The following is a 14,512-nucleotide window of genomic DNA, read 5'->3' as shown; positions in this document are numbered from 1 at the left end:
TTTTTCCGTCAACGAATCGTATATCCGTGCCTTTTGTAGCAAGATATCATCTTGAACGCATCTGTGCCACTATGAGAACGTGAAGCTGGCAGGTTGTATAAATTTGTAAAAACATTCATGGAATTGTTCATCTGTACCTCGCAGACGTGCAGGACTAACAAGTTAACTTCGGCGGGCATCCTGGCTGAGAGATACTTATCTCCTTTACAGTTGCGGGACAGCGCCGGATTTACACCGGACTTTCCCCGTTACCTCTAATGGCTGACCCCCATTAGAACCGACTTTCTAACAATACCTTACCATACTTCCATATATATACCGAACATGACATTAATCAAGAAAAACTATGAAACAGAACAATGTGTCCTTGCCAACTGAGTGTACCCTTCGCAGTGCAACATCTGAGGATATCTGGTCTATTCGGTTGTTGGTGCTGGGGGCAAAACTTGACCCTACCCAAATACGATGGCAGCAATTCTGGGTAATAGAATGTAACAAGCAATTAATCGCTTGCGGACAATTACGCAACTTCTCTGGTGCACAAGAACTCGGTAGTTTGGTTGTCTTACCAGCTTGGAGAAATCGAGGTTTGGGGAGTTTTCTGACACAGCATTTGATTACTCAAGCGACTCAACCACTTTATTTAGAGTGTCTGGGTGAGAAACTGGCGCAGTTTTACAGTCGCTTTGGCTTTGTAGCAATTTCCTTTGAGGAGTTACCACCATCTCTCAAACGCAAGTTTGGATTATCTCAATTAGGAAAGAGGTTGATAAAAGTTCCTGTTGTGTTTATGGAGTATCAAGAATAACTTTTTTGTTCATTTACCTCCATTTACGTACCTCTTCTGGTAGCTAAACTCCACCTTTGGACTCAAGTCACTGTTGTATGCAAGCGCTAACACTATAAGAGAGCTTTAGTGTGCGAAGAAAAGACTTGCAGTAAAGTGCTCATATTCAAACTAGATAGTAGAGACAAGAGTAGGAAAAATGACAGATTCAGAAAACCGTAACGAACAAATTAAGAAGCTACGTGAACTGATCAAAGATATTGATATTGGAATGCTGACTACAGTTGATGAAGACGGAAGTTTGCGCAGTCGTCCGATGTCAATTAACTCTGAGGTCGAACTTAATGGCGATCTTTGGTTCTTTACCTACGCGAGTTCTCATAAGGTAACAGAAATTGAGCAGCAAGAGCGAGTCAACGTTAGTTTTTCTGATCCACAAAAACAGAACTACGTTTCAGTATCGGGTTCAGCTCAATTGGTACGCGATCGCAACAAACTACAGCAGCTGTGGAAACCACAACTAAAAGCTTGGTTTCCCAAGGAACTAGATGAACCTGATATTGCTTTGCTCAAAGTTAGTGTAGAAAAGGCTGAGTATTGGGATGCTCCTTCGAGTTTTGTCGCGCACACAATTGGACTGGTGAAGGCGATGACAACAGGCGAGAAACCCAATGTTGGCGAAAATGAAAAAGTTACTTTGAAATAATCAAAAAGTAAGATAATAGCAACAGAAAAACTCGGGTTCTATGAGAAACCGAGTTTCTAGTATTCTGTTAAAGATATTATCTAGACAATTGTATGGTGAACAACATACCTCAACAGGGGCAAAAACCTCCTGATTTCTCTGCGATAGATCAAGACGGTAACCAACTTAGTCTAGGTGATTTCTCTGGTCAATGGGTAATCCTTTATTTCTACCCCAAAGATGACACTCCTGGTTGTACGACTGAAGCTAAAGATTTTAGCGAGTTATCTCAAGACTTTAGTAAATTAGGAGCGAAAATCTTGGGTGTCAGTCCAGATTCACAAAAATCTCATTGTAAATTTATCAATAAACATAACTTATCAATAACTTTATTAAGTGACCCAGAGCATCAGTTAGCTGAAGCTTACGGTGCGTGGCGATTGAAAAAGTTTATGGGTAAAGAGTACATGGGTGTAGAGCGTTCAACTTTCCTCATCGCACCTGAGCAAACAATCGCTTATACTTGGGCAAAAGTGAAAGCCAAGAGTCATGCAACTGCTGTGCTGGCTCAATTGCGAGAATTGATAGGCTCGTAAATTTCTGAGCAAAACGCTGCCTTGTTGAACCCATTTATTGAACAAGCTCCCAAAGTTTGATAGTTTTATCCTTACTGGCACTAGCAATCAATTGTGCAACAGGGCTAACAGCAATGGTAGACACTGAGTCTTCATGAGAACACAGAGTAATAACTTCTTCTTGTGTGCTCAGTGTCGTGAGTTTAACTGTTTTGTCTGTACTACCGCTGATCAATGTTTTGCCATCAGCACTAAAAGCTATTGCGACTACTGACCAGGAATGGCTTGAAAGAGTCCTAATAACCTGACCTGTCTTTATGTCCCAGAGTTTAATAGTGTTGTCATCGCTACCAGTCGCTAAAATATCACCATTAGGACTAAAGGCTACTGTCAAAACTGCCCATGCATGACCTGAAAGAATACTTAAGAAGGTGTAGTGTGGACGGTTTTTAAATACTCCCCGTGACCACAGACGAATAGTCCTGTCAAAACTAGCACTAGCCAAAAACTGACCATCCGGACTAAATGCTACAGCACTAACCTGTAATTGGTGTCCCCTCAGCGTACAAATCTCTTGTTCAGTCCTGACATCCCAGAGTTTAACGGTTTTATCCCAACTACCACTCGCTAGTAGCTCACCATCTGGGGTGAAAGCGATTGATTTTACTGCATGAGTGTGTCCAGAAAGAGTGCAAATTTCTTCACCTGTATTAACATCCCACAATTTGATAGTTTTATCATCGCTAGCCGTTGCCAGAATTTTTCCATCCGGACTGAAGGCGACAGATTTCACAGCTTTGCAATGTCCGACAAAGATATGTAGCTGTTGTTTGGTGTTCAAATCCCACAGTTTAATAGTTTTGTCATCGTGACCACTTGCTAAAGTATTACCGTCAGGGCTTATAGCTATTGAATTCACACTACTCAACATACTAGGATGAGCAGTTAAGGTATATGAGCAGCGCCAAGGAAGATGGCGAGTTATAGGATAGGGTGATGAAGAGTGAATATTCAAAGCTTGCATGACTTCATCAGCAGATTGCAAGCGTTGAGTGGAGTTTTTTTGCACAAGTTTATCAAGAGTTTTACCTAATCGCTCACTAACTTCTTGAGTCAGATATTCTCGCCAAACCCAACAATTATTGACGACATCAAATAAATCAAAAGGAGAAATTTGAGTTAGTAAGAAAATGCAAGTAACACCTAAGCTGTAAAGGTCACTCGTAAAAACGGGTTTTCCCTTAGCTTGCTCAGGAGCAGCATATTCTGGACTACCGATAAGACTTTCACCTGTTAACTGGTCAATTGATGTTACGGTTTTTGCAGCACCAAAATCAACCAAAACTAAATTCTCTTTACCTACGGAGTTAGAGGGGAATCTAAGAATAATATTTTCTGGTTTTATATCGCAATGAATAAGATTGTGAGCATGGATAAACTTGAGAACTGGCAACAAATTTTCTAAAAGTTGCAAAATCTGAGTTTCACACAAGGCTCCCTGTTTCTCCACCGAGGTAGCTAAATTTGTGCCTTCAATAAACTCCTGCACAAAATAATAGTGGTGATGTTCATCAAAATGTGTCAATAAAGCAGGAATCTGTGGATGTTTACCTAATTCCTCTAGAATCTGTGCTTTTTGCACAAAAGCTTCAGGTGTTTGGTTTTTTAGCCAAAATTGTTGAACGACACAAGTTGCGGCGGGGGATTTTCCCTCATCTGTTGCGAGGAAGGTTTTGCTCAATCCCCCTTGACCAATTTCTTTTAGTAAACGATAACGTTCTTTTATCAGCAAAGTTTATAACAGGATTTTAGTTACGGGTGAACTCGTTCACAGTACGTCGCCAATGATGTAGAAGCGAAAACAATTCTCTATCTTTACGCTTTGCAAAGACATCAGATGCGATACGCGCCCATTGCGTCTCTTGCTCTGCGCGATCATATGTTTCAGTTACTGAGATCATTAATTGCGAAAAGACTTAACACAAAAAACGTCTTCCTCTATTAGACTTATCTTTTTATTCTAATATCCATTTCAATAGGAAGACGTTTGCATTATCTTGCGACTTTAAACTATGTATAGTTTTCATATGTTTGACAAGGATGCGGTGCATTTACTAGCTTTTTTGAGTATTTATTTCATACGTTTTTTTGGTTCATGATCATAAGGGATGCATCTATCATCTTTTTCCTGACTTTAGCAAAAGTTCTACATAGGTAATAAACTCTAGGATCTTGAGGCACTAGCAATCGATAACTGCTAGTGCTTTTTTTGTGATTATTTTTCTTGAATCGGTTGTTACAATTGCGGTTTTCCCCTAACCGTCATTCTCAAGGGGAATTCCTAGGGTCTGTGTTTCTTCAGTCACTCACAACCAATTGTTGAACTCCTCCAACTATAGGCAAAAGTTCTGCATATGAAAGTTCCTCTTTTCATTCTTGAGATTCTCCATTTGTCTGAAGTTATTCGTCTTACTTAGCGATATTTCCATCTAATGGAAAATCAATAACAACAGGCTGATGACCGTTTGACGATGGAGTTGGTTCTGGTGTGGTTGTTGGTTGTGATTTCGCCTGCAAAGGTATTGTCTTTTCATCTTGTTTCGCAGTTTGATTCCATAAAATCATGGAGAGTAGCCCATCAACTAAGCCATTAGTGCTGCCATTGTTACCACCAACTAGAACATCTGGAATGAGGCGGACACTGCGATCGCCTATAATCTGCATCATCTGCATTGCTGTATAACCTTGCTCTCCCAAGGCTTCTACACCAGAACGGTAAGCTTCTGCTTTTGCGTTACCTGTGGCGCGGATGGCTTCTGCTTCTGCAATCCCTTTGAGGCGCAAAGATTCAGCGTCACCACTAGCTCTTAACCGCACAGATTCAGCTTCTGCTGTCGCTCTTAGGCGGATAGCCTCAGCTTCACCTGTCATTTCTTTGATTTTGGCATTCGCTTTGAGTTCAGCAATCTTCACACCTTGTTCTGACTTCACCGTTTCTTGCTGGATGTCAGCCTTTGCCTTAAGTTCAGCAATTTTCACACCTTGCTCTGACTGCACCATATCTTGCTGAATATTAGCCAAAGCTGTCTCCCGAACAAGTTGTTGGCGTTGTGTTTGCGCCAGTTGCTGAACTTCAAATGTTTTGCGTTCCTCTTCCGCAATTTTTCGGTCTGTTTGCGTTTGCATTAATGTTGCAGGCGGCTGAATATCACCGATCAGGGTGTCAATCGCTTGCACGTCATAAGCCCGTATCGCCGTTTTTATAAACTCAGCAGCTTCACTCTGCCGTTCGCTACGAGCGCTGAGGAAATCTAGTACTGTATAATCTTGTGCCGAGTTACGGAAATAGTTACCAATGGTAGGTTCTAGTACATGGTCAACTAAGTTCTGCATCGAACCAACGCGGGAAATCACCTTTGGAGCATCTAAAGCGCCCACATGAATAATTTGCGCCACTTCTAAATCAAAGGCAAACCCGTCTCTAGAACGTACGGTTAAGGAAGCGAGTTTTGCATCATAGCTGTGACGTTCGGTGCGACCTGACCAGTTTAATACAATGTTGGTCGTCGGAACCAGTTCAATCTTCATGATGCGGGTGTTGATGGGGTGCTTACCTGGATACAGTGGTTCCACCCATACACCTTTATGTCCACTATTCACCAAATTCCCGTGAGTGAAGGCTGCACCGCTAACATCTTCGTGTGCTTTGCCAACAAAAGAAATCACCACACCCACATAACCAATGGGGATTTCCGTCATTGGTACTTGCTCAACTTGGACAAACCAAGGGTTTAGGTTCCAAGATCCAGAAAGTAGTATCTGCTCTTGCAAACCTCGTCGTCCAGCGCCATCAATAAATTTCTGACCATTCTGGAAGTTGTCGTGTCCGCTAACCATCGGACCTGCAATTTCGCCTGCGGGAATTGGCATACCGTCGAGAGTTGTGACGATACCGACTTTATCAGATGCAACGGTGTACACGCGTAAATATTCAGGATTCATGCCATCCTCACTGGCATTTCCCGCCATGATTACCTTAAATAGGGCAGTGTTGATGCGGTAAGTACCTGCTGTTAAAAAGCCCATCTGGCGACCTTTTTCCCCACCTTGGGTGAGAAATTTGCGGGCATCTTGGAAATTGTCGCAATTCACAATCTTGCCCAAAATACGCTCTGGAGGATTGGGTGCGCCATCTGCTGCCACAAGTAAGGCGATTTCACCTTGAGGGACAACAACGACTGGTTCTTTGCGAACCGAGTACTGCCAAGGCCAATGACCCCAGTGCCAGCCAGGAGCAAGAGTATCAGCTTGCAAACCAGCTTCACCGTTGAGGGCAATCAGTCGTCCGGCTGGCAGTCCACGTCCAGAAATGGTAAATTTTTTGACAACAATTCCAACTTCACGTTCACCAATAACCACCAGTCCCCCGAAGAACAGAGGCACAAAGATAACTAAACCACCGACAACAACGATAGGGACAATTCCCCAAGGGGACATCGGTATGAGTTGACTATTTGTGGTGCTAGTTGGAATTTGGGCTATTGTTTGCTTTGTCTGAGCTAACTGTGTTGATACTGAGGTTATTTCTTTGGCTGTATTTATTTTTACTGCTTTTGCATTGGCAGAATGAATACCACCAGCTAACGCGAAAGTGAAAACAGCAGATGCCGCAAACCGAAGTATTTTATTTTGTTTGGGCACGCCAAGGGAATTTAAAAAGGATCTCATAATTTGTGCCCCTCTGGGCAACTAATTATCTAAGGTAATACTTCCCTGTGGCTGTGATTAATTTCTTAAACTTGACCTAATAGTTTATAAAACTTCATAATTAAGTTTGTAACTGATTTCAACGCTTGCGGCAGTCGTCTGACTGCATACATAAAAAGTTGGTTTAGTCAATCACTCCGAGAGTAGAGACTGGCAGTGAGAAAATATTCTCTCGTTCCTATGCGACCCATGGGAATGCCTCCTGATTATATCGAGGCAGAGCCTCTAGTTATGCATTCCCAGCCTGAGGCTGGGAACGAGAAAAAAATCGATTGTGTGTTTTGTACTATCAAAAATTGTAGAAGGGTGAGCATTGCCCACCCTTGTTTATTGTTACTTTTTGTCTGGAGAAAGGTTTTTTGGCTTATCTATCTATATCTAGACGTTGAGCCAAAAGCCTTTTACCATGAATGACTGCCCCAATAGTTACGGTGTCTTCTTGAATGTGATAAATGATTCGATAAGTGTAAGCAAACAGTTCCCTGATGGTATCCTCATTAAATTCTGGAACAACAGAACCTGAATAAGGACTGGAGCTTAACTTATCAGAGCAGTCAAGTATCTTCCGAACTACTGTGGCAGAAAAGGACGCGGAGTCACGAAATATGTATGCCGCGATCGCGTCTACATCTTCGAGGGCTTTGGGAGACCAAACTACTCGATAAGCCATTTTCTTAACAGCGCCTCGGCTTCTTCTTGAGAGATGAGAGTTTCTCGATTGTCAACCACTACCAATCCTAGACGGACTTTTTCAAGTACGTACAGATGATATTGAACATCTTCCACAGAACAATCGTCTGGTAATTTGCTCAACAAAGATTGGACTTTTTCTTTTGTAGTAGTCATAGCATTTTTTTGAGAATATTTATATGAAGTAATTTTTAAGGGCAAGCAGACAGCTCACCCTTATCTCTACCTTGTGTTAAAGGTTGTCGTAGTTAGCAATGGCTTGTTTCATTTTGTCTAAGACTTCTGATACAGGCACAGTTCCTAACTCTCCAGAGGTTCGCGTGCGAATACTTAGGGAGTTGGTTTCCACCTCCTTTGCTCCCACCACAGCCATTACCGGGATTTTTTCTTTCTCGGCATTGCGAATGAGTTTACCTAGGCGATCGCCACTGACATCAACTTCAGCGCGGATACCGAAGTCTCTCATTTTCGCTACCACGTCTTTTGCATAATCCAGTTGAGCGTCACCCACTGGCAGCAATCTTGCTTGGACTGGGGCTAACCATAAGGGAAAATCTCCTGCATATTCTTCAATCAAAATACCGATCAGTCGTTCTAAGGAACCGAAAGGCGCACGGTGAATCATCACTGGGCGTTTACGAGAACCATCTTCAGCGACGTACTCCAAATCAAACCTTTCTGGCAGATTGTAATCGACCTGCACGGTTCCTAGTTGCCATTCACGCTCAAGGGCATCACGGAAGATAAAGTCGAGTTTGGGACCGTAAAATGCGGCTTCCCCAATTCCTTCAAAGTGCTCCATTCCTAGCTGTTCCACAGCACGGCGAATTGCACCTTGGGCTTTTTCCCAGGCTTCATCAGAACCTATGTACTTATCACTAGCTGGATCACGAAAACTCAGTCTAGCTTTAAAGTTTTTCAGTTGCAGTTTACCGAACACAGACAAAATCAGATCTACCACGTTGAGGAATTCGCTGTCTAGTTGTTCTGGCGTCACAAACAAGTGAGAATCATCAACCGTAAAACCACGCACCCGTGTTAATCCACCTAGTTCCCCAGATTGTTCGTAGCGGTAAACGGTGCCAAATTCCGCTAGCCGCATTGGTAATTCCCGATAAGAACGCAACTCACTTTTATATATCTGGATGTGGAAGGGACAGTTCATTGGTTTGAGGACGAAGCCTTGTTCATGGGCTGCGGCTTCTTCATCCTCTGCCATTATCGGGAACATGTCTTCTTTATATTTCTGCCAGTGTCCGGAAACTTTAAATAAATCCACTCTGGCAATGTGGGGAGTGACGACTGGTAAATATCCCCGTTTGAGTTGTTCTTGCTTAAGAAAATCTTCTAAAAGAGTCCTCAACAAAGTTCCTTTGGGTGTCCACAACGGTAACCCCGGTCCCACTAAGTCAGAAAATATAAATAATCCTAATTCCTTACCTAGTTTTCGGTGGTCCCGTCGCAGTGCTTCTTCTTTACGCCGCTTATACTCAGCCAGTTGTTCTGGCGTTTCCCAAGCAGTAGCGTAGATGCGTTGCAACTGCGCTTTAGTTTCATCGCCACGCCAATAAGCGCCAGCAACGCTTTCTAAATCAATCGCTTTCGGGTTGAGTTCGCCAGTATTTTCCACATGAGGTCCACCGCACAAGTCCCACCATTGCTCTCCTAGGTGGTAAATTGTGATTGGTTCCTCTTTAATGTCTGATAGAATTTCTAGCTTATAAGGTTCCTTAATTTCTTTAATACGGCGTTCAGCTTCTTCGCGACTGACTTCTTCTCTTACGACTGGCAATTTCCGGTTAATAATTTTCACCATTTCTTTGTAAATGGCTTTTAAATCCTTGTCAGTAAACGGTTCCGGATTATCAAAGTCATAGTAAAAACCATTTTCAATCCAAGGACCAATCGTGACTTGCGCCTTGGGAAACAGCTTTTGCACTGCCATTGCCATCACATGAGAAGCGGTATGGCGAATTTTCTTTAAGATCTCTGATTCTGAAGTCCGTGGTAAATACACTTTTTCAGGTTGTTCTTGCTGACTAGATGATTTTGGCGATATTTGCTGCTGTACCATTGGCGAAGTGATTGTAATAATGATGATTTCTTTAGTTGAGGTTATGACAATTCATACCCAAATATAAACTTGGGCTATTTTACAGTGTTGTCAGACTTGTGATTTTCTGACAATTTCTGTCTTTAGCAAGATGATCCCAATTCATTTAAGGATATAATTATCTCCTAATGATTTACCCTCAGAAAATCTATTGTTGATAATCCATCATGTCATTTAGTATCTACTTATAAGTCAAAAATAACCTTTATATAAAAAAAACTCATAGCTAGTTGCTATTGGTGGACGAGACAATGAGTGCTTAGTCGCAAACCTGACACTCAACTCTAAACTCTATTTGTGAGCACTCACATCAACCTCCAAGTGTCTGCTCGTCTGTTTGTGTGCCACATATTTCTATGCATATGCCTTTCCTTTAAATAGAACACCTTGAATTCCTCTGGGTCTGGCTGATATGTTGCCATTGTCAGGTCTCTAATTTCTACTAAAGAAATAAAACCAACTTCTGATTTCTAGCTAAGAGCAATTTCTATATACTTAGGACATTTTGTTTGTGGTTCAAAGCCTAGCATTTGAGTTCCCTCTTTCAAATCTAAAAGTTACGCTAGTGAGAGTGAATTTTAACTTTAATTGTGAGATAGTATTATGTTAACTCAATCTAACCAACAAAGAAATAACCCAAAAGTCAAATGGAAATTCAGGTTAACTGAATTTAAGCTTTGAAAGTTCTGGCTCGGGGTTTGAAGCCTCCTAATTTCTTTGTGGCGAAAAAACATCATCTCACAAAAGGTCTGATACAAGTACACCCCACCGTCTACGACAACCTCTCCAATCCTTGGGGAGTCGAGGTGCTACTGCGTGTCTCGCGGCGTTTTCCCGACAGTCGGTGCAAGTCCCGTGGGGTTAGCGGAGGTTCTATGTTTCAACCAAAAAGTGAATTGGTTTTTACAGCAATATAAATTGCAATACGTCAACGCCAAAACATACATCATATAGATTTGTTAATCCACTTTTCGGGCACTTTTTATGAGAAAACTATGCAGGTTTTTTTATAGAGCCTCTGTACAGATTCAGTCCTCATCTTAGTGTTTTTTTGTATAAAATAGTTACTTTTAATACTTTATCTACTGATTTGTTCAATGTCTTTACTTCCAGCACAGACGGTTTTTTTGAGATCCCTACTTATATATGTAAGAAACACGGCGAATTTATCCCCGGACTAAAGTGTAACCAATATCACGATCATGTTTTATTTTCAGACTTATGGCAGAGACGAAAAAAATGTTAAGAATATTAAATAGAGTTAATATTAGTAAGAAAGTTAGAAATATGCTTTTCATTTATGCGAGACTCGAATTTACCAGAACCTGAACTGCTGAAAACAGTTTTGCAACCACTGTTGGAAGATTTTCAGTACTGGTTTGCGCGATCGCGGAATTTTCTGGAAACGGAAGAGCTATCATTCATGAGTCAACATGAACAATCTGACTTACTAACGCAAGTCAAGAAAGCACAAGAGGAAGTGAACACAGCAAAGATGCTGTTTACAGCAACCGGTGGACAAGTTGGTATTGATATGGCAACATTGATGCCTTGGCATCAATTAGTCACAAAGTGTTGGAATGTGGCAATGCGGTTCCGTTTGCAACAGAACAATTGGCAACACAAAGACGATATATAGGTGAGATAGTAAAAAATTTTTAACATCATCTGAGATAAAAAATGATGTGGTTTATGCTAAGGTACTCCCCCTGAAGTTAAAAAATTCTCTCTTAATCAAAGAGACCGAGCGCACGAAAATTGCGTTAGCCATTTAGCATCACCATCATAAACGGCATCAACAGGTATCAGCTAAGGAAAATTTTTTACAACATATAGCTTTAGAATTTGCGAACTCTGGAGGAAAGAACAATGTTACATCTACTTTACATTTTTGCTTTTACCATTCTAGCTTTTATAGCTGTCGGTAACTTAATTCGTAACCTGATTATGTTCAGTTTTGATACAGAGCGGATTTATCCAGCAAGATCTGTAGCTTCAGCAAACCAAGGCAGATATCCTTACGACTCATCAACTAAGCAGTTTAGACCCCATCCAGAATTATTAGATGCGACTGGCAATTTAATTAAAGAACCACTTTTAGTCATGCGTTCGATCAACGTTGACGATGCGCGACAAAAATTGGATGAGCTTTATGAAGCTTCTCCAGGACACAGAAATGATAATCAACAAGAAGAAGGCTAAAAAGTTCGCCATTTATAAGTTTTGTAGACGTCCTAAGGGTGTCTACAAGACTTATAACTCAACACTCTCGTTTACGCTTCAATAACCACTCTCAGGTTACCGCGTTTTTTTGCAACGCGACAAGCAGTTGTGGTACCAGAACGCTCAAACTCCAAATCAAGTATGGTAGAACCAACTTTGAGATTATGCAGTGATAAACGACTTATCGTCTCTGGTAAAGTGGGGTCGATAATTCGTAAGCAGTTGTTAGGGGCGTCGGGTACCAAGTTTACCAGCATTTGCAGTAACTGGAAGATACTGCCAGTTGCCCATGCTTGAGGTGTACAAGCTACAGGATACTGTACAGGCGCGTTATCACCATTGCGCTCGTAGCCACACAACAACTCTGGAGGACGTTGATAAGGCTGCTGTTCAGTCATGTCGAATAAACCTTGAAAAAGTTCCAAGGCTTGATCGACTAAACCGAGGGAACGCAACCCCATTGCAATGAGTGCGTTGTCGTGAGGCCAAATAGAACCAATGTGATAACCCATTGGATTGTAAGCTGGTGACAAGCTATTTAGGGTGCGAATACCCCACCCATTAAACATATCTGGTGCCCGGAGACGTTCAGCTACACTGTAAGCTTTTTCTGGTGTGAAAATGCCCAAATTCAAGCACTGACCGGGATTGGATGTAATACTATCTACGTGCTTACCTTCTCCATCCAAAGCCAAGGCACAAAAATCCTGGTCTTCCATCCAAAAATCTCTATTGAAACGAAGCTTGAGGTTTCTTGCTTCTTCTGTCCACCGATCTGATAAGTCAATTCGCTTTTTGAGTCTGGCAATTTCTGCTAAGCGTAATTTGACAGCATAGACATAAGCTTGGACTTCACAAAGGGCGATCGCTCCTCTGGCTAACTCTCCCTTACGATTGACAATAGAATCACCAGAGTCTTTCCACCCCTGATTGTCAAGACCCTGTTTGCATTTGCGGTAGTAACTGAGGTAGCCAGTTTCTCTCATGTTACGGTCAATCCAATCCATTGCTAATAGAGCATTGGGCCAAAGTTGCTCTAAGGTTTCTAGATCATGAGTCCAAGCGTAGTGTTCTGTATACAGCATCAGCCATAAGGGAGTCGCATCGACTGTACCGTAGTAAGGAGTGTGAGGAATTTCCTGACAGCGGGCTAATTCACCAAACCGTAACTCGTGCAATATCTTACCTGGTTCTTCCTCGCGCCAGTCATCATCTGTTTTGCCTTGATAAAACGCGAGAATTTTTAGAGTTTCTTTAGCAATTTGAGGGTTTAGCATTAAGCTTTGATAAGCTGCGATCAGCGAATCCCGCCCAAACAGCGAGGAAAACCACGGTACTCCTGCCGAAACTGTCTTATGCTTGCCAAAGGACTGACGCAACAAGTACATATCTTGTTCAGCCCTTTCAATAATTCGATTGAACGTTCCTTTATCGGAACGAATTTGTGTAATTTGTTGCACCCACTGTTGCTCTTCCATGATTTCACCAGCTTTCGCCTGTGTCAGGGTAAAAGCGGCGCTGACAATGGAACTAGGTTTATTATTTCTCAACAAATTCACCCGGTAGCCCAACTTTTGGGTTTCATGAGAAGCTAACTCCAACCGCCAAACGGCTGTGTAACCCTTAAAATAATCTGGTTGTCGATGCTGGAATTGAATGCGAGACTCCATCACCAACCCATCCAGACCTTGATAGGCAAGACTCAAAGATTGCTCTTTTTGTTCAGGTTGCCCAGACACAAAAGAAACACCATCACTATTTGATGTTCCTTCTTCAGGTGTGGGTTCTACAAGGCGTAAAAGTCTACCCCGTTTATCTCTGTGATAGCCCCGGACTTCAAATAAATCCACAAAATCCGCATCAAAGCTAATGCTAAGTTCAAAGCTAACGGAACTTGTGCTATAATTTGAAACTTCTAATTCTTCAAATAGTGCGCCATTCAGTACCAGTTCGCGACGAATGCCTACCGTGTCGTTTCTCAAACGGTCTTCAATTTTGGGATTGGTACATAAAACCGATAGAGAAAATCCTTTATCAGCAGTGCTGCTGAGTAAGACTGGTGAATGTTCGTCGATTTGTAACTCAAGGCGACTGAGAAAGCGTGTGTCACAGCAGAACAATCCCATACTGGGATTGCCATCGTTAAGTGAACAGCCAGATATATTGCCTAAAGTGTCTGTTACCAAAAATAAATCATCATCTTTAACCGTTAGCGTCGGTTGTGGTCTTTCGCTGATAGTGCGAGGCCACTCTGGGATCGGGATTTGATCAGCAGGAACAAAAGTTTTTCCGTCTAGAGAAAGTTTTTCCGGTGTCATCAGTGTATCCGGTGTCATCAGCCAAAATTCCGTGTACAGGTCTAGTTTTTCATCAAACCAACAGCATCAACAGGAAAGAAAGACACTCTTTAGATGTAGATTTGAGCCATTGAGGAAAAATCATAATCACATACAGTCAGTAACAAAAGATGTGTCAAACCTTGAACATAAAATCTTTACAAATATTTACTTTATAGAAATTTTATGAATAAAGTTGAAAATTATGATTGCTACTTGTTTTGTTAGCCGCTTTTCTTCAAAATGGCAAGATGTAGAAACCCCTTTGTTAAGAAGAACGAAATCGCCGCTTTTTCCGCACAAAGACAACATCGTAACATTTCTTATTTAAACTGC

At 41.8% G+C, this 14,512-nt stretch carries 12 protein-coding genes and 1 riboswitch; of the genes, 6 read left to right on the top strand and 6 right to left on the bottom strand.

The features are described 5' to 3' along the window. Nucleotides 1-153 precede the first annotated feature (153 nt). Nucleotides 154-297, bottom strand: a riboswitch (cobalamin riboswitch). Nucleotides 298-346: 49 nt separating this feature from the next. From AC5JM2_RS06645 to bcp, 3 genes are all read left to right on the top strand, one after another. After that, nucleotides 347-808, top strand: coding sequence for a GNAT family N-acetyltransferase (locus AC5JM2_RS06645; RefSeq protein WP_495834112.1), 462 nt, complete (start codon nucleotides 347-349; stop codon nucleotides 806-808). A 178-nt stretch (nucleotides 809-986) separates the two neighbouring features. Next, nucleotides 987-1,493, top strand: coding sequence for a pyridoxamine 5'-phosphate oxidase family protein (locus AC5JM2_RS06640; protein WP_495834111.1), 507 nt, complete (start codon nucleotides 987-989; stop codon nucleotides 1,491-1,493). 95 nt (nucleotides 1,494-1,588) lie between these two features. Beyond that, on the top strand, nucleotides 1,589-2,068 hold the full coding sequence (gene bcp, locus AC5JM2_RS06635) for a thioredoxin-dependent thiol peroxidase (RefSeq protein ID WP_495834141.1): 480 nt from the start codon (nucleotides 1,589-1,591) through the stop codon (nucleotides 2,066-2,068). Between the two features lie 34 nt (nucleotides 2,069-2,102). Here bcp and AC5JM2_RS06630 read toward each other — a convergent pair whose 3' ends face one another. The 5 genes from AC5JM2_RS06630 to thrS form a co-directional block, all read right to left on the bottom strand. Continuing rightward, nucleotides 2,103-3,839 (bottom strand): protein kinase domain-containing protein, encoded by a 1,737-nt coding sequence (locus tag AC5JM2_RS06630; RefSeq protein WP_495834110.1) that lies wholly within the window; start codon nucleotides 3,837-3,839, stop codon nucleotides 2,103-2,105. A 677-nt stretch (nucleotides 3,840-4,516) separates the two neighbouring features. Continuing rightward, nucleotides 4,517-6,775 (bottom strand): SPFH domain-containing protein, encoded by a 2,259-nt coding sequence (locus AC5JM2_RS06625; RefSeq protein WP_495834109.1) that lies wholly within the window; start codon nucleotides 6,773-6,775, stop codon nucleotides 4,517-4,519. 403 nt (nucleotides 6,776-7,178) lie between these two features. Next, nucleotides 7,179-7,484: a type II toxin-antitoxin system RelE/ParE family toxin gene (locus AC5JM2_RS06620; protein ID WP_495834108.1), complete on the bottom strand. Its 306-nt coding sequence runs from the start codon at nucleotides 7,482-7,484 to the stop codon at nucleotides 7,179-7,181. Continuing rightward, on the bottom strand, nucleotides 7,469-7,660 hold the full coding sequence (locus tag AC5JM2_RS06615) for a hypothetical protein (RefSeq protein WP_169268237.1): 192 nt from the start codon (nucleotides 7,658-7,660) through the stop codon (nucleotides 7,469-7,471). Before AC5JM2_RS06615 ends, AC5JM2_RS06620 begins: the two co-directional genes overlap by 16 nt. Nucleotides 7,661-7,736: 76 nt before the next feature. Further along, nucleotides 7,737-9,578, bottom strand: coding sequence for a threonine--tRNA ligase (thrS, locus tag AC5JM2_RS06610; protein WP_495834107.1), 1,842 nt, complete (start codon nucleotides 9,576-9,578; stop codon nucleotides 7,737-7,739). A 716-nt stretch (nucleotides 9,579-10,294) separates the two neighbouring features. On the opposite strand from thrS, the gene AC5JM2_RS06605 reads away from it, so the two are divergent. From AC5JM2_RS06605 to AC5JM2_RS06595, 3 genes are all read left to right on the top strand, one after another. Beyond that, nucleotides 10,295-10,534, top strand: coding sequence for a hypothetical protein (locus AC5JM2_RS06605; RefSeq protein WP_495834106.1), 240 nt, complete (start codon nucleotides 10,295-10,297; stop codon nucleotides 10,532-10,534). Between the two features lie 383 nt (nucleotides 10,535-10,917). Further along, nucleotides 10,918-11,256: a DUF2605 domain-containing protein gene (locus AC5JM2_RS06600; protein ID WP_495834105.1), complete on the top strand. Its 339-nt coding sequence runs from the start codon at nucleotides 10,918-10,920 to the stop codon at nucleotides 11,254-11,256. A gap of 230 nt (nucleotides 11,257-11,486) precedes the next feature. After that, nucleotides 11,487-11,819, top strand: a complete 333-nt coding sequence (locus AC5JM2_RS06595; protein ID WP_495834104.1) for a DUF2973 domain-containing protein — start codon at nucleotides 11,487-11,489, stop codon at nucleotides 11,817-11,819. Between the two features lie 71 nt (nucleotides 11,820-11,890). Here AC5JM2_RS06595 and AC5JM2_RS06590 read toward each other — a convergent pair whose 3' ends face one another. After that, nucleotides 11,891-14,176: an amylo-alpha-1,6-glucosidase gene (locus tag AC5JM2_RS06590; RefSeq protein WP_495834103.1), complete on the bottom strand. Its 2,286-nt coding sequence runs from the start codon at nucleotides 14,174-14,176 to the stop codon at nucleotides 11,891-11,893. Nucleotides 14,177-14,512: the final 336 nt, after the last annotated feature.

The sequence above is a fragment of the Brasilonema angustatum genome (assembly GCF_059505445.1).
This window is presented reverse-complemented; position numbering and strand designations above follow the sequence as displayed.